This is a genomic window from uncultured Algibacter sp., assembly GCF_947490405.1.
GTDB lineage: Bacteria > Bacteroidota > Bacteroidia > Flavobacteriales > Flavobacteriaceae > Algibacter_B.
Window position 1 is genome coordinate 250,224 of sequence record NZ_CANLGU010000005.1, and the last position, 16,426, is coordinate 266,649.

Here is a 16,426-nt window from a genome sequence, read left to right on the forward strand (position 1 = left end):
AGTATAAAAAATACTTACCAGATTAAAAAACAAGCACTTAAGTGTAATTTTTTTAGATAAACTGATTACTTAAAAAGTAATTTGGATATTTTTCTTGCTCCAGCTGCATAAGCCACAGAATCGTTTAAAAACCTAATGGTATAAAAACCTTCATCACTTATATGTTTCCATGAGCTTCCAGAATCACTACTATAATCAATACCTTTAAAACCAACAGCTACCAATTCTTTTCCACCTCTGTTAGGAATATATTGCACACAACTTCTGTATCCAGGGTTTTGATTTTGCGACACCAACTCCCAAGTTTTACCTCCATCATTAGTTCTAATTTTATTAGCAGCATTATCATCGGGCTTGGTATAATCACCTCCTATGGCAAATCCAGTTAATTCATCATAAAAATCTATAGAATAAATACCCTCTGTATCTTTTTCTTTAACTATTGGTGTCTCGAAAACCTCCCAAGTTTTCCCTTTATCTGGCGAATAATAAACGCGTCCTGCTGTAGTTGCAACCCAAGTATTATCTCCAACTATTGCAATATTGGTATCACTTGCAGCAAAAGCACCTTCGTTTTCAATACCTTTTGGCAAATTATCACAAGACAATTTCTCCCAAGTACTTCCTCCGTCTCTGGTAATTATAATTGACAAACACCCCTCTACTGAATCTCCAATAGCAATTCCTTCTTGGTCATTCCAAAAATCCATGGAATCGTAAAAGACACTAGGGTGAGATTCTTGGTATACCACTTTATTTTTTTCTAAATCTGCATCAAGTTTATAAAGCAAAGCCGGAGAACCAATAGTAATACCAAATCCTCCTTTTTTGGTAACACCAAGCGCTCTAAAATTTAACTTTAAAGTATCATTTGACAAGTTTATTTTATGATTGTAAAACGCTTTTCCTTTTAACGAATCAACATGCTTAAAAATAGAGTTTGGAAAGATGATTCCAAATTCTCCAATAGATGTTAAATACGCCGGGGCAGAAAACTCAGCTTTAATAATTTCTAAGGCACGAACATTTAAAGTAGAATCTTGTACAAGTGTTTCTATTTCAACTTTACTAAAATCTCTTGATGTAACTTCATCTTTATTTACTTCTGAAAACAAAAACGTTAAGGAGAATACTATTAAGCAAAACTGTTTCATAACTTTTATAATTTCCTTAAAAATAGAAAAGCTCTATGAACAATCATAGAGCTTTACATGAAAAAATAACTATTAATCAAATCAAATCTCTTTCTTTAATATTTCAACGTGTCGTTTTAAACGCTCCACATCAATAGGTAACGTACCGTTGTAAACACCTCTAATATAACCTTGCTTATCTACTAGGATAAAGTTTTCAGTATGAATAAAATTACTTTCATCTTGCGTTTTGGTAAAATCTTCATCTGCAAAATATCCTGTTCTTGCAATATCATAAAGCGCATCTTTATCACCTGTTACTAAATGCCACTTATTAGGGTTAACATGGTATGTTTCGGCATACTTTTTTAATAAAGGAATTGAATCTCGCCACGGCATAACCGTATGAGAGAGTAACATAATATCATTATTATTTTTATAAGCTTCTTGAATAGTTTGCATATTCTTTGTGAGTTTCGGACAGATACCTGGACAACTCGTAAAAAAGAAATCTGCTATATATATTTTTCCTTTAAATGTTTTATTATTAACCGTTTCACCATTTTGATTTATAAATGAAAACTCAGGGATTTTATGTCTTGGTGTATTCCATTCTGGAGTAAAATCAGCCGAATTAAAATATGGTAATTCTGTAATTTCCTTTTTAGAAGCGATTCCCTTTGTTTCATTTTTACATGAAATAAAGCAAAAAACTAAAGGCATCACTATAAAATATAATTTACTTAATTTCATTTTTATCAACCGTTACGGTATAACATTTTTTCAAACCAATTAATCCAAAGCGCTCACCATTTACAACTTCATAATTAGCCTTAATACTGCCATCTGGTTTCCACAGACGTTGGCTTCCTGTTTCTTTTCCATTCTTATAATTAAAATCCATTAACAATAAACCATCGGCATACCATTCCTTGACCATGCCATGGAATTCGCCTTTACTATTAAAATGATATTCAAATTTTAAGTTGCCATTGTCCCACCAAGACTTGTGTATTCCTGTTTTTATTCCTTCAGCATAAAGTCTTTCTACAACTAATGCTCCATCTATATTCCACTGCTTTTCTTTGCCTTCTTTTAAACCATCTTTATAGAAAACTTCAGATTGTAATTGTCCATCAATAAAAGAACTTACTATTTTACCTGTAAAAGGCTTTTTATTAAATTCTAGAATACCATTATTTAAGTTTAAATGTTTATTTGAAACATCTAAAACCATGGCATCCTGCTTCTCACAAGAAGTAAAAATTAAAAATAGAAAGCCGATATTTAGAATAACCCAATACCGCAACTAACGAGAAATATTACCCGGTGTACCAAAAAACCCATTACCATTTAAGTATGGATCCTCACTAGTGATATGATAATGATAAATACCTTCTGGAAAATCTGTTGTAACACCTGTATGACCATGGTAATCATCTAAATCTGAATTAGTAACAGTTTCTCCGTTTTCTAGAGGACCATATACAGGAAAACCATCTGCCAATAATCCTAAAAATGCACCTTCACCAAATTGCTCCGTTAAATAGGTTGGCTCTATATGATAATGGTAATTACCTTGTCCTGCAGGGTGCCCTAAATACTGATCGAAAGAGTCAATTTCATTAGTTAATGGCGATCCTCCAGCTGCATATTGGTTAAAAAACACAACACCATTTCTAGAAATACCTATAGGTCCCATAGGGGTAGCCTCTTTATTAGTAGCTTCTTCCGGATTTAACGATATAGTAAACACAATATTTTGAGCTGAAATTCTATTTGGGTTTATTCTGAAATTTGAATTAGTACCGTTATAAGCTTCATACAAAGGGTTGTTTGTTGGCCAATATGGGCTTGTATGATTTGGTAGGTCTTGCGTCGTAAATGTTACTGCATTCCCGTTTACTGCGTAAGATAATCCAGTACCTTCAAACTTTGATAAAATATTACTAATATCATAAGCGGTTTCTATTTCCTCTTCCATTTCTTCTTGTTCCTGTTGCTCTTCTTGAGTGGTATCATCTGATTCATCACTACTACACGAAAGAAATGTTATCGAGAATAGCAATACAATGCATATAAATGTAGCTGTAGCTGTAAATAGGTTTTTCATAGTTTTTAATTTAAAATAGTCAACTTTTGGCTAATTACACAAGTTAGAAATTAAAATCATATTCAATATGAGTATTATAATTACTAAAACTAATATAATGACAACCAAAGGGTTTTTCTTGGTTTTCATGGAGCTAATATTAATAACTGTTTATATAGATGCTTTTAAAACAAAAAACTTGCGTTTGAGTTAAAAAATTATTGTCTACGCCTTTGGCTTCTATTTGGCCTAGGCAGGTTCTTTAGTTCGGATTCAACTAAAAATCCATCATCATTTTTATCAAACTCCGAAAACTTTAAAGCTAAAGGGCCTTTAGTTTCAGTTTTAGATAGTTTTCCATCATTGTTGGAATCCATACGTTCAAGTAGTTGAGCTAAACTTGGTCTGCCTCGCCTTTCATTTAATGTCACTTCACCCATTAAACATCTACTTACATAAGGAAATGCATTCGTAACTAAATACATGTATTTACCATCAATGGTAATTCCATTACATTCATCTAAATCACCTGAACCCTCAACATATTCAAAATCTGAAGTATATGTACCATCATGATGTCCTCCAACTGCAATATCAAGAGTATTTCGTCTGGTTTCATAAGTACAATCTTCTCCATCACGAGTACCGTCCATTAACTTGTAACTTGGTTTATATCTATCGCTTTTTGAATAATACATCGGGAACCCATCATGAGCAAAACCAACATGCACTAAATCTTTACCAGAATCAAACTTTTCAATAACTGAAGTAGGAGATCCATGATAATGATAAGCTCCCGTAGGTTGTACGTGTGCATTATTAAAATCTAAACCTAAATTAACCAATTCTTGAAATGCTTCTATACGATAGTTCTCTCCTGTATCACAGGCTACAACCTCTGCGGTTCCTGGCTCGAACTTAACACCATTTAAAGCAACTCCTGGTTCTCTAACCCATTGAGGGTTTCCTGTATATTTTGGGTTTACAGGAAAGTTATACGTTCGTTTTTGAGCAGAAATAGTATTTGGGTTTCCCGGACCCGGAAATTCTCCAGTTTTATGATTTGGCAGGGCATTAGTAACCATCATTCTTGTATTATCCTTTATTGTAACGGATGTATTTGTCCCAAAACTTTCATCTTTTAAAACATAATCAGCAAAATAAGTCGTGAGGTGATTAGAAACAATTTCATTATGATTATGGTTGTCATGACTGTGCTCGTTCTGACTATGACTATGCTGTGCCAAAATTTTATTGCTATTACAACTTATTACAAGTAAACAAGCAACTATATATATGTGTTTCATTTTTAAACTTATTAGCTATGAATATTAGGATGCTTTATTAGATAAAAACTTGTGTTTTGAAATAAAAAAGCTTCGATTTAAACGAAGCTTTTAAAAAACCAACTCAATCAAATTATTATCTATTCATTCAGATATGTATTTACTGCAGAATTTCGAGAAATCACATGACTTTTTAACTGATTAATCGCTGTTTGAAAATCAGCACTAGAATTTAAAAATGTATAACCATCTACTTCTGATGTTGCATAAGTCTCCACAAGAGCGGCATAAGAATCGTAAAGTGTTTGTATACTACTGTCGTTAAAAGGACCATCAATCACTTCTTGTAAATACGCATCATATTTAGCTTTATAGACCTTATCTTGGTACAAATAGCCAATTAAAGGCCACTGTGCAGAAGAAATATTCGAAAAATCCAAATTAGCAGCCCCTTGTCGTTTTCCTTCTTGAAGTGCCTCATTATTATCCCATGGAATCCATATTAATTTGTTTGTTTCTGGGTTATTATATAAATAATAATTATGTGTCATACGCCCATAGGTATCCCAGTTTTGAATAATTGTATTGGCAGCTAAATATTTTAAAAAAACATCCGTATCAAAAATAGATTCTAAATTGGCTCTCCAAGTAGTTGCTTCAGTGGTTCTAATATCATCATTGATGGCTGCTAATAATGCCTTTACATCTGAGAAATCTGTGTCATCCTCATTAGTTTTCTTCACATATTCATCTTCATTATAAGTTCCAGCAGCAAAACTCGCTGCATCACCATCAGGTTTATATAAATTACCATCATCACTTGTAAATTGTGTATCTAAAACACTGCCATCTACCTCTTCAACCAATGTATAAAATCCAAAGTACTTAGGACCATCTCCATAATCCACATAAAGTGTATAAAATGCTGTATGCGAACCTACTAATCCAGAATTCCTAAATACATCACCAGCTACTTTTTCACGTAGCATAGACCTATCATCAAAATTATTTTTAAGACTAAACTTCTTAAAGCCATAAAAACGTTGGTTTTTTATCTGCGGGTAATCATCTTCAAATTCATCAAAATCTAATTTGAATGATAGCTTTAAAATACCGTTTCTCCAACTAGACTGCAAACTAGAATTTCCTTTAAAACGAACACCAACACGATACCATTGTTTACCGCCATAAAACACCTCAGCAGGCACAAATATTGGATCTTCATCGGTTTCAATTAAACCGCCACCTCCAGGTTCTCCTCCACCAGAACCAAAAGTGCCATAATTACTAGTCATATCATCTAACATACTTTGCCAACGTGCTTCTGTAATTACTATATCTAGCCTTTTCACAGCATTATCCTGAAATACTTCATCAAAATTAGGATCTATATCTTTAGTATGCGTTTCTGTAGTCCAGTCTGTGGCTTCAAAATCTGTATCATCAATTACAACTTCTTCATGCTCCTCTTCCTCCTCTTCTACCTCAACAATAATTTCTTCTGTTGTAGCATCGTCATTACTACATGCTATATGCGCTACTAAACAAAATACTAGTAACCATGTTTTCACCATTACTTTAAATAAATTAACCATCTTCATATCTTTAGTTTTTATTGTTATAAATGTTTAGATGCTCGTATTTTTTTAAACTTGTGATGCTTCTTGTTAAAAAATTCACAAAAAAAACCTTCAATATTTTTGAAGGTCTAAATGCTGTTAATCATTTAATGATTTGGCGGTGGTCTATCTCCTCGAGGGCCATCTGGCCTTGGCGGCCTATCTCCATTTGGTCTTCCTCCTCTTGGTGGCCCTTGTTCCCTGCCACCGCGCCTAAGCGCATCATTAATTATTTTACTAAATTTTTCCTTTTGTTTGGTATTACATAATTTCTGTACCTGTTTAAAATGGCGCAATACTTCTAAATCTTTCGCAGCTTCCTTTTTACCAATTAAAGCAGCTATAGAATCTGTATTTGCAGCATCCAAAGTAGCATCAGATAATCCACTAAAAAGCTCATCTTTCAACACTCTAATCTCATCCGAAATACCTCGCATGGTTCTACGATGCGTTCGGGTTAAAACTCTAAATTCCTCCTTTTGGGTATCATCAAAACCAAGCTCTTTAACCAAAAAAGCACCAGGAGGTTTCCGTGCCTCTGGTTGGTCTACTTTCTCATTGCTTCCTAGGTAATTGTAGAGAAAGAAAGCATTCACCACAATCAAAAAGAGCAATAAAATATATAAGGGTAAATTTTTTTGCATAATTAATTATTTAAAATTGAAGTATCCTCATCATTAGTTGATAAACCGTAAGACGAAGCAAACTCAGTTACATTCTCCTCGTATGTCGATGCCGCTTCAAGTTTTGTAAACGCAAACACATTCAAAATCACCACACAAGCCAAAGTAGCTAGTTGCAATTTAGGCGTAAACCAAGTCCATGCCGTATTTTTCATCTCAACTTTTTCAGCAAACAAAACGTTCATAGTTTTATCCTTAAAAAAAGGCGATACATTAACCGTTTCCATGTTATCTAAAACATTTAAGGTCTCGTTAATTTGGCTTTGTATGTTTCTATCTCTGTCCATGTCAAATATTTAGATGCCGCAAGTTTTAAAAACTTGCGCTAGTTTTCATTTTTATAAAAATTCTCTAAAAGCTTCTGTAAATTCTTTTTCGCCCGAAACATTAAAGACTCTACCGAACTCAAACTCTTTTCCGTAATATCACTAATCTCTTGGTAACTTTTCCCGTCTACTTTATGCAAAGTAAACACCACTTTTTGTGCTTCGGGCAACTGGTTAATCGCGTAAAACAAAGTTTCGCTCCGCTCCTTATTCTCCAAAATAGCCCCCGGATGATTCATCTCTGTAAAATAGCTTGTCTTATCCACAGGAATCGCGTTCCCTAAAATCGATTGCATAAACCCAAACCGCTTTTTCGTGTTACGCTTCCTAATAAATTCCAAACACTTATTGGTTGTAATGCGGTAAATCCACGTCGATAATGTCGAATTGCCTTTAAACTTCCCAATCGAATTAAACACCTCCACAAACACCTCCTGCGCAATATCCTCTGCATCCTCTTTGTTGGGCACAAACGATATACAGGTCGCAAACACCTTCTGCTGAAAATCATCCAGCAACCTCCCATACGCATTCGCATTATGGTTTCGCAATCCCGTTATAAATTCGTTTTCCGTCAAATATGTAAATTAAACCTCCAGAGGTTTAGATGTCTAAAAAAATTAAAACTTGCACACTCCAAAATATTTTTTTTTTTGGCGTTACCCTAAAGGGTCAGGCTTTCCGTTACAAGTCCTCGCACCTCCTACGTCGGGCTGTGGGCTATCCACTGCAATCCTTAACGCGGGCAAGTCTGCAAAAGCAGTTTCTTAATCCAAAGTCAAACCCAATCCGCAAGAGTAAGCAATGTAAAGAAATAACAAATAGAATTAAAACGAACCCAGCAAAAAAAATCAACACCCTAATCAATTCAAAGAATTGAACCCCCAAGGCGCAGAATAGATTTAAAAGCTCCGAGAACAGGAGGACACAGTCCGACGCGGAGTTTTTAAATCGGTTTTTAGTTTTTCTAAAAAACTAAAAAATTCCTCGGCTTGGGTGTGATCTTTTGGTTCGTTTTGGATCAAGCCAAAATGAACGTAATAGAAAATGCAATAATCGAGCGTCAGCGAGATATTAAATTACTGAGCAATAATATGAGATGTCTCCTATCGTCGACATGACAAACAACCAAATTTCAACCTAAAAATCAATCATTTATAAACACTAAAAAAATCAAAAATTCAACATTAAAACGTACCTTTGCACCCTCAATAAAACACCATGCGATTACACAGAAACCTTTGCTTCGCCGTTATAGACGGATTAACCCAAATCTTTAACGAAGGCAAATACGCCGATAAAGTGATTCAACAACTCCTAAAGCGAGACAAACGTTGGGGCGCACGAGACAGAGGCTTCGTAGCAGAAACCACATACGACATCGTACGCTGGAAACGTCTATACGCAGAAATAGCAGAAGTAAAAGAACCTTTTGATCGTGATAACTTGTGGCGCATGTTTGCCGTTTGGGCAACACTAAAAGGCATCAAATTACCAGACTGGAAATATTTTGAAAACACACCATTACGTAAAATTAAAGGGCGTTTTGATGAACTCTCGAAAGTTAGAAAATTAAGAGAATCCATTCCAGATTGGATGGACGAAATAGGTTTAGCCGAATTAGGCGAAACCAAATGGACCAAAGAAATAGCAATGCAAAACCAACAAGCAGAAGTTATTTTAAGAACCAACACCCTTAAAACCACCAAGGAAAATTTACAAAACATTTTAGCTGATGCAGGTATAGAAACCGAATTCATAAAAGGTTATGACTCTGCATTAAAATTAGTAGAACGTGCTAATGTGTTTGTAACTGATGCCTTTAAAAAAGGCTATTTTGAGGTGCAAGATGCCTCCTCGCAATTGGTGGCCGATTTTCTAGACGTAGCGCCTGGTATGAAGGTCGTAGATACCTGTGCAGGCGCAGGCGGAAAAACACTACACATAGCTTCTTTAATGGAAAACAAAGGGCAAATTGTGGCTATGGATATCTACGAGAGTAAACTTAAAAAACTAAAAGTAAGAGCACGCAGAAACGGTGTACACAACGTCGATTTAAAAGTGATTGATTCTACAAAACCAATCAAAAAATTATACAATAAGGCCGACCGGGTTTTAATAGACGCGCCATGTTCAGGGTTAGGTGTTTTACGCAGAAATCCAGACGCTAAATGGAAACTAGAACCTGAGTTTATAGATAACATTAGAGTAACCCAACAAGAGGTGTTGCAACAATATTCTAGAATGGTAAAAGCAGGCGGTAAATTAGTTTACGCAACCTGTTCAGTCTTACCATCAGAAAATCAAGATCAAGTAAAAGCCTTTTTAAAATCTGAAGGTGGGGCAAATTTTGAGTTGGTAAAAGACAAAAAAATTCTAGCTCACGAAAATGGTTATGATGGGTTTTATATGGCGTTAATGGAGCGTAAAGCATAATTTCAATACCAATTAAATAATTTAAAAATATTTATCATGATACGATTTTCAAAGCATATATTTTCAATAGCTGCTTTATCAATTTTATTTAGTTGTTCTTCTAAAGATGAGTGTAAAAAAGATATCATTGTTCAACATGAACAAACTATATCTGGAGCTTCAGGCACAACTTTCATACCTGAAATTACACAAGAAGTTCCCTGTGATTTTCCTGAACCAGAGTTAGTTGACCCTAACGCAGTTGAAGGAAGTGAATTAGAAAATTTCACCTACGATGTAATCAGTTTCAATTATACGCCAGACACTGGAAATAACACCAGTAAAGTCCAATTTGAAATAAAATTAAATAATAACAATAACTTTATTGCAAAAGGGCTTCCTATTTTAAGGATTGAAGCTGATGGTATTGCGTTTTCTTCAAGCTATCAACAAGATGCTACTTCACGTTGTAACGAAATTTCAGCAAACTCTAGTTGTACTTTTACTCTTGATAAAGAGTATCCAATATTACCAAACATCCCTCAACCTAGTGAATATAAATTAGTTTCTGTTACTTATCGCCTCCTCTAAAAAAACAAAAATATATCTACTCTCAAATCTAGTTTTAGTAGGTTTATATAGCTCTTGTTAGCCCCTAAAGGATAATACTTTATCTAAAATTTAAGAAATACTTTTCTTAAATTAAGAAACCTTTTTGTTAATACTAGTTAAAAACGTTAAAGCTATTATAAACAGAATTTTACACCCACAAAAAGCGGTTGATTTGTTTTAAATAATCAAAAATTTAAAACAAATGAAAAAACTATTACTAGTAACAGCTATTAGCATTTTAGGTTTAGCGCATGTTAACGCCCAAGACATTGACTTTGGAGTTAAAGGTGGTTTAAACTTTGCCAGACTTATTGGAGACAACACCTCAAAAGATCAAACTGTAACTGCTTTTAATTTTGGTGCCATGGCCGAAATTAAAATTTCAGAAAAATTTGCTTTGCAGCCCGAAATATTATACTCTGGACAAGGCTATGATACTGGCGTTGCTTCTGAGGGTAATATAGCACTAAACTATTTAAACATTCCGGTAATTGCCAAATACTATCTTACAAAAAAACTGAGTCTGGAAACAGGACCACAAATAGGTTTTTTACTCTCTACTAAAGGCGGTACCCAAGATTATAAAGACCTTTTTAAAACAACAGATTTTGGCGTTAACTTTGGTCTTGGTTATAAACTAGATAATGGGCTTAATTTTACGGCACGCTATGTTTTAGGTTTAACTAATATTAACGATGTGGGTGGTACAACAAATAAAAATGGCGTATTCCAATTAAGTGTGGGTTACTTTTTTTAACACTCAAGAAGTTTCAATTTTATAACTTCTTCATATGAGCATTATTAAAAATCCTGATAGAAAACTATCAGGATTTTTTTGATTTATTCGTAGGAAAAATTAATTATATTTACGAGATAACTGTAACATAGACTTGTTATATCCTGATAAGTTTACGGGATATGAAACATAAAAGTTATTATATAACGAGTTGGCAAACATTAATATGAAATCGGAACTAAAGAAAAAAAATGACCTGAATTTCAAACTAATTCTATTAACTCTATTCCTTTTAGAAATAGTAGCGTGCTGCTATGCTTACTATACTTTAGGAGAAGTCAAACAATTCTTTTGTATTTTAATTCTATCTCTAAATATTATACCGTTGATATTATATCTATATAGAATTAAAACTATCTCTTTCATGATTGGATTAATAATTGGTTTAATATTAATTCCTTATCAGATTTTCTTAGTTACTAAATGGGTCGAATTAAAAAAAGAATCTTCAATGTTAGTTGAATATATTTATCGTTACCAAAAAGAAAACGGAGAATTTCCTGAGAGTATTTCTGATTACAATTTTGAAAATCACCAATTAACAGATAATTTTTCTTATGATATGGATTCGAAAGACTTCGTGCTCCAATATTATATAGGAACTAAGGGTACGACTCATTCCTACTATCATAGAAGTGAAAAATGGGGTTATTATCCTGATTAAAAAAACGTTTGCTAACACCGTATAAAAAAAATTGCAATTTTTAGCTAAACCAATGTTAGTTGCCCGTTTTCTAGATTCTGATTTTCCTTCGGAAAATCCTCGCACCCAAACTACGCACTATTCTTATACAAGCACGTTCTAAGCAATTTAAGAACAGCTTCAAAATCAACAAATTTAGTATCTAAATCTTAAGATTTTCCCAATTATTAAATTCTTAACTAAAAATTATTTCTGATTTTTTAACATTGCTAACTAAACAAAAATCGGCGATTTTTATGAAAATTTTCTTCTCTATAATATCCGTTATTATAAGTATAATTGTTCATTCTCAAGAAAAAACAATAACTGGAAAAGTTTGGGATTTCGAGAATAATGAACCTCTCTCCTATGTTAATATTGGAATTAAAAACAAAACGGTAGGAACAGTTTCTAATAATAATGGATTATTCAAGCTTTCATTAAATGACAAAGTATCATCAAAAGACACTATTGTTTTTTCATACATTGGTTTTAAAAGCGAAAAATATTTGGTATCGGAACTAAATAAAATAAAAGAACCGATTTTACTTCATCCAATAAATATGCAATTAGATGAAGTCGTTGTGAGTTCAAAAAAGATAAAACTAAAATCTAAAAAAATTGGAAGGACATCAAAAGGACTTGGATTAATGCACTCGAATTTTTACTCATATTATGAAAAGGATGTCGATGATCGTTTGAGTAAAGAAAGAGGGATGAAATTTAAAATGAGACGAAATTGCCATATCAAAGATTTGAATTTTAATATAACTTCAAATGATTTCAAATCATTAAAATTTAGGGTAAACTTTTATAAAATTAAAGACGGACTTCCTACAGGTTTGATAGTTCAAAAGAACATTGTATTCGAAATAAAAGACAACTTTGTTGGTTGGTTTACAGTTGATTTAGAACCTTATGAAATTCATTTTAACAAAGAAATCGAAGATGTTGCAGTAACAATTCAATGGCTTGAAAGTGTAAAAGCAAATGAAAAGAGTAAATATTTTGCCATTTCAACTGCAAGTTCACCAACACACACAGCCTATTTCAGGGAAAAAGCAATGGACAGTTGGAATAAAGGAGGACAAAATTTGAGTTTTTATTTGAATGCAATGTGTGAATAAAATCTGCTTACAACAATGTATAAAAACAATGCTTAGTTTTATGCTTAATCAAGGGTTAGTGCGTATTTGTAACATCTGATTTTTCTTGGAAAATCCTCGCACACAAACCCGTAACTTTATATATTACATGGTTGTAAACAATTGCTCCTAAAAATGGATAAGAAAGAATTGATTGGAATTTTAATTGGAATCATTCAAATTATTTTAACCCTATTAATTGGTTCGTTTTTGATATTCCTACCTTATGCATTGTTGACTTACTTTTTCAATGAAAAAGTAGGTCTATTAGCTTTATTCTTAATTATATTAATTCCGTCGATTTACAAGTTTTTAAGGAACAATATTAATTGGGAAAGGTTTATAAATTGATTTTAACAAATATTACGGAACTCAAAACTGACTAAAGCAACACTCAACTTTTGCTTCGAACTTTTGCTCAGTCGAAAAAAATAAAAATAAGTAAATCGTGCTTACTCAAATGAGTCGCAACCGGATATACAAAAAATAAAAACTACCTATCGCAGAGAAAACACCTTAGCAAATAGGTTGCGTTAGGGATTGCAGCGGCATCCTTTTTTTGAAAAACACCAGAAATTAATACTTAAAACTAAGCTTAAACGGATTGCCACGTCGCTCACTCCTCGCAATGACATTTAAAAAAGATATAGCGGAAAGCCCGACCCTTTTCGGGTAACGCCCAAATAACTAAAATTACTCTCTATTTCTGAGTGAGTGTTGTTTTAAGACTATCAGTTCTGTAATTTTCAAGCCTTTTTTTGATAGAAATCGTAAAGTAAGGCTTCAAAAAAATCAATCAGTTAATACTTTAAAAGGTCTTTACCTTTTCTTAACAATTAACATTATTTTTGCTCTAAACTCTAAAAACACAAGTACTTAACAGTGCATGATTGTGTTGCACAGAGTTACTAGTAAATTGCATTTTTTTATTTATAACATATATGATTCAAAAAGGTATTGAAGCACAACGTTTAGCTGTTGAAGACACTTATAAAACATGGAAAAAATGGGGCCCGTATTTAGCCGAAAGGCAGTGGGGAACTGTACGCGAGGATTATAGTGAACACGGTGAATCTTGGGAGTTTATAGACCACGAAAAAGCACGAAGTAACGCCTACCGCTGGGGAGAAGAAGGGATTGCTGGCTTTACCGATAATAAAGAAATTTTATGTTTAGCGCCTGCATTTTGGAATGGTAAAGACACCATTTTAAAGGAGCGTTTGTTTGGGTTAACTAACAACCAAGGTAACCACGGAGAGGATGTTAAGGAATTGTATTTTCATCAGGTATCTTCACCAACACACTCCTACAGCAAATATCTTTATAAATACCCGCATGATGCGTTTCCGTATGGCGATTTGGTTAATAGAAACCGAACAGGTAGGGACCAACCTGAATACGAATTATTAGATACACCTGCGTTTAAAAACAACGCGTATTTTGATTGTTATATTGAATATGCTAAAGCTGATATTGAGGATATTTTAATGAAAGTTACGGTGGTAAACCGTGGTGATACTGCTGCTGAAATTCATGTGTTGCCACACCTTTGGTTTCGTAATTTCTGGAAACATAATACGCGCCACTCGCGCCCAACGATTAAATCGGTTTCTGATAGTGCTGTGCTTACTAAAAGTAAGAGAAATGGGAACTACTATTTTTATAATGAAAACGGCGAGCAGTTATTTTGCGATAACGAAACCAACAATAAGCGTATTTACAATTTTAAAAATGATGTGCCTTATGTTAAAGATGGTATTAACGACCATGTTGTTGATGGTAAACCAACGGTAAACCCGAAAAAAAGCGGCTCGAAAATGGCTGTTTGGCACAAATTTAATTTGAAGGCTGGCGAGGAAAAAACGATAAGAGTGCGTTTAAGTAAAACGAAACTGGATAATCCTTGGGCAGATTTTGATGCCATTTTTCATGATAGAATTACCGAATGTGAGGCATTCTACCATGAAACCATTAAGTCTGATATTCCAGAAACCCACCAAGCGATTGCTAAAAGTGCGTTTTCTGGTTTATTATGGACCAAACAGTTTTACTATAACGATGTGCATAAATGGCTTTTTGGTGGTCCTGGTGAAGCGAAACCCCATAGGTCTAACATGCGAAATTACAATTGGCAACATTTAACAAATAGGCATGTAATTTCTATGCCTGATAAATGGGAATACCCGTGGTATGCGGCTTGGGATTTGGCTTTTCATATGGCATCGTTTGTAGAAATAGATCCGTTTTTTGCCAAAGAACAATTGCTTTTGGTTTTAAAAGAAAATTACATGCATCCTAACGGACAAATTCCTGCTTACGAATGGAATTTTAGTGATGTAAACCCGCCTGTACACTCGTATGCGGTTTGGAATGTTTACGAAAAGGATAAAAACAATACGGGTGAAGGCGATATTGAATTTTTAGAAAAAGCCTTCCAAAAACTACTAATCAATTTTACCTGGTGGGTAAACCAAAAAGATACCAACGGCACCGATTTATTTGAAGGTGGATTTTTAGGATTGGATAATATTGGGGTTTTTGATAGAAACCATATGCCTCCTGGAATTGCCAGAATGCAACAATCTGATGCTACTAGTTGGATGGCGATGTTCTCGCTTAATATGCTGCGCATGTCTTTCGAGTTGGCAAAAACCAATAAAATATACGAGGAATCTGCCGCAAAATTCTTTAGGCATTTCTTAAATATTGCTTGGGCAATGCACCACATTGGGAAAAAAGATATTTCGCTTTGGGATGATGAAGACAACTTTTACTATGATGTTGTTGAAATGGATTCTGGTGCTACCGATCGCCTGAAGGTTAGATCTCTGGTAGGGGTTATTCCAATGTTTGCTGCTGAGATTATGCACAAAGACCTCTTTGAAGAATTAGAAGATTTTAGACATAGAGCAAATAAAATTATAAGAACACGTCCTGATTTGGCGTCGTTAATTACCAATTTAAATGCACCTAATGAAGATGGGAATTACCTATTTGCCATTATGCGTGGTTTTAGGTTAGAACATTTATTGAAACGCTTGTTGGATGAGGATGAATTCTTATCTGATTACGGAATTCGGTCGTTGTCTAAATACCATGAAAAACACCCGTTTGTATTTCAACATCATGGGCATCATCAAATTCAGTACGAATCTGGCGAAAGTCAATCAAATATGTTTGGAGGAAACTCTAACTGGCGCGGACCTATTTGGATGCCGCTTAATTACATGATTATTCAGTCGTTACGAAAGTATTACACATTTTACGGCGATGAGTACCAATATGAATTTCCAACTGGGTCTGGTAAAAAATTGAATCTTAAACAGATTGCCAACGAGCTTACAAAACGGTTGGTGAAATTGTTTGAGGCTAATGAGGATGGTAAATTCCAATACCATTCTGATAATACAGGTAAGCATTTTACTAAAGAAGAACATTTTAAAGATTTACATCTTTTTTATGAATTTTTTGATGGGGATAATGGTAAAGGCCTAGGAGCTTCCCACCAAACTGGTTGGACAGCGCTAATTGCCAATTTAATTATGGAAATGGATGCGGATGACTAATTAATTCATTTGTTGAAATACTGTTAATAAGAGTGTCTGCTTTCCTGAAAAAAGCCATATCAAATCGTTAA

General features: G+C 33.9%; 15 protein-coding genes. 6 read left to right on the forward strand and 9 right to left on the reverse strand.

The genetic code is table 11. The features are described from left to right. Positions 1-65: 65 nt before the first annotated feature. From Q0772_RS12605 to Q0772_RS12645, 9 genes are all read right to left on the reverse strand, one after another. Entirely contained in the window at positions 66-1,154 is a 1,089-nt protein-coding gene (locus Q0772_RS12605) for an oxidoreductase (RefSeq protein WP_298345321.1), read from the reverse strand. Positions 1,155-1,235: 81 nt separating this feature from the next. Beyond that, positions 1,236-1,886 carry an SCO family protein gene (locus Q0772_RS12610; protein ID WP_298345323.1) on the reverse strand — a complete coding sequence of 217 codons (651 nt, stop codon included), beginning with the start codon at positions 1,884-1,886 and terminating at the stop codon, positions 1,236-1,238. Continuing rightward, the gene (locus tag Q0772_RS12615) at positions 1,873-2,370 is read right to left on the reverse strand and encodes a hypothetical protein (RefSeq protein ID WP_298345326.1); all 498 of its coding nucleotides are present in this window, start codon (positions 2,368-2,370) and stop codon (positions 1,873-1,875) included. The genes Q0772_RS12610 and Q0772_RS12615 overlap by 14 nt, the downstream gene beginning before the upstream one ends. A 72-nt stretch (positions 2,371-2,442) precedes the next feature. Then, positions 2,443-3,246 carry a YHYH protein gene (locus Q0772_RS12620; RefSeq protein WP_298345329.1) on the reverse strand — a complete coding sequence of 268 codons (804 nt, stop codon included), beginning with the start codon at positions 3,244-3,246 and terminating at the stop codon, positions 2,443-2,445. Positions 3,247-3,443: 197 nt separating this feature from the next. Next, the gene (locus Q0772_RS12625; protein WP_298345333.1) at positions 3,444-4,532 is read right to left on the reverse strand and encodes a YHYH protein; all 1,089 of its coding nucleotides are present in this window, start codon (positions 4,530-4,532) and stop codon (positions 3,444-3,446) included. A 119-nt stretch (positions 4,533-4,651) separates the two neighbouring features. Then, the gene (locus tag Q0772_RS12630; protein WP_298345336.1) at positions 4,652-6,112 is read right to left on the reverse strand and encodes a CotH kinase family protein; all 1,461 of its coding nucleotides are present in this window, start codon (positions 6,110-6,112) and stop codon (positions 4,652-4,654) included. A gap of 125 nt (positions 6,113-6,237) precedes the next feature. Further along, on the reverse strand, positions 6,238-6,774 hold the full coding sequence (locus Q0772_RS12635) for a hypothetical protein (protein ID WP_298345339.1): 537 nt from the start codon (positions 6,772-6,774) through the stop codon (positions 6,238-6,240). Positions 6,775-6,776: 2 nt separating this feature from the next. Then, on the reverse strand, positions 6,777-7,100 hold the full coding sequence (locus Q0772_RS12640) for a hypothetical protein (protein ID WP_298345342.1): 324 nt from the start codon (positions 7,098-7,100) through the stop codon (positions 6,777-6,779). A 38-nt stretch (positions 7,101-7,138) separates the two neighbouring features. After that, a complete protein-coding gene (locus Q0772_RS12645; RefSeq protein ID WP_298345346.1) occupies positions 7,139-7,717 on the reverse strand; it encodes an RNA polymerase sigma factor in 579 nt (192 codons plus the stop codon). A gap of 643 nt (positions 7,718-8,360) precedes the next feature. Between Q0772_RS12645 and Q0772_RS12650 the strand changes: the two genes are divergently transcribed. From Q0772_RS12650 to Q0772_RS12675, 6 genes are all read left to right on the forward strand, one after another. Continuing rightward, positions 8,361-9,575: a methyltransferase domain-containing protein gene (locus tag Q0772_RS12650; RefSeq protein ID WP_298345348.1), complete on the forward strand. Its 1,215-nt coding sequence runs from the start codon at positions 8,361-8,363 to the stop codon at positions 9,573-9,575. Between the two features lie 36 nt (positions 9,576-9,611). Further along, entirely contained in the window at positions 9,612-10,145 is a 534-nt protein-coding gene (locus Q0772_RS12655) for a hypothetical protein (RefSeq protein ID WP_298345351.1), read from the forward strand. Between the two features lie 223 nt (positions 10,146-10,368). Next, positions 10,369-10,923: a porin family protein gene (locus tag Q0772_RS12660; protein WP_298345353.1), complete on the forward strand. Its 555-nt coding sequence runs from the start codon at positions 10,369-10,371 to the stop codon at positions 10,921-10,923. A gap of 364 nt (positions 10,924-11,287) precedes the next feature. After that, complete coding sequence (locus Q0772_RS12665; protein WP_298345356.1) at positions 11,288-11,626, forward strand: hypothetical protein; 339 nt, start codon at positions 11,288-11,290, stop codon at positions 11,624-11,626. 275 nt (positions 11,627-11,901) lie between these two features. Continuing rightward, positions 11,902-12,771 carry a carboxypeptidase-like regulatory domain-containing protein gene (locus tag Q0772_RS12670; protein ID WP_298345359.1) on the forward strand — a complete coding sequence of 290 codons (870 nt, stop codon included), beginning with the start codon at positions 11,902-11,904 and terminating at the stop codon, positions 12,769-12,771. 959 nt (positions 12,772-13,730) lie between these two features. Beyond that, positions 13,731-16,355 (forward strand): glucosidase, encoded by a 2,625-nt coding sequence (locus tag Q0772_RS12675; protein WP_298345362.1) that lies wholly within the window; start codon positions 13,731-13,733, stop codon positions 16,353-16,355. Positions 16,356-16,426: the final 71 nt, after the last annotated feature.

Coding starts and splice junctions, on each gene's coding strand:
- Q0772_RS12605 (WP_298345321.1), bottom strand. CDS start 1,154: ATGAAACAGTTTTGCTTAATAGTATTCTCCTTAACGTTTTTGTTTTCA.
- Q0772_RS12610 (WP_298345323.1), bottom strand. CDS start 1,886: ATGAAATTAAGTAAATTATATTTTATAGTGATGCCTTTAGTTTTTTGC.
- Q0772_RS12615 (WP_298345326.1), bottom strand. CDS start 2,370: ATGGTTTTAGATGTTTCAAATAAACATTTAAACTTAAATAATGGTATT.
- Q0772_RS12620 (WP_298345329.1), bottom strand. CDS start 3,246: ATGAAAAACCTATTTACAGCTACAGCTACATTTATATGCATTGTATTG.
- Q0772_RS12625 (WP_298345333.1), bottom strand. CDS start 4,532: ATGAAACACATATATATAGTTGCTTGTTTACTTGTAATAAGTTGTAAT.
- Q0772_RS12630 (WP_298345336.1), bottom strand. CDS start 6,112: ATGAAGATGGTTAATTTATTTAAAGTAATGGTGAAAACATGGTTACTA.
- Q0772_RS12635 (WP_298345339.1), bottom strand. CDS start 6,774: ATGCAAAAAAATTTACCCTTATATATTTTATTGCTCTTTTTGATTGTG.
- Q0772_RS12640 (WP_298345342.1), bottom strand. CDS start 7,100: ATGGACAGAGATAGAAACATACAAAGCCAAATTAACGAGACCTTAAAT.
- Q0772_RS12650 (WP_298345348.1), top strand. CDS start 8,361: ATGCGATTACACAGAAACCTTTGCTTCGCCGTTATAGACGGATTAACC.
- Q0772_RS12655 (WP_298345351.1), top strand. CDS start 9,612: ATGATACGATTTTCAAAGCATATATTTTCAATAGCTGCTTTATCAATT.
- Q0772_RS12660 (WP_298345353.1), top strand. CDS start 10,369: ATGAAAAAACTATTACTAGTAACAGCTATTAGCATTTTAGGTTTAGCG.
- Q0772_RS12670 (WP_298345359.1), top strand. CDS start 11,902: ATGAAAATTTTCTTCTCTATAATATCCGTTATTATAAGTATAATTGTT.
- Q0772_RS12675 (WP_298345362.1), top strand. CDS start 13,731: ATGATTCAAAAAGGTATTGAAGCACAACGTTTAGCTGTTGAAGACACT.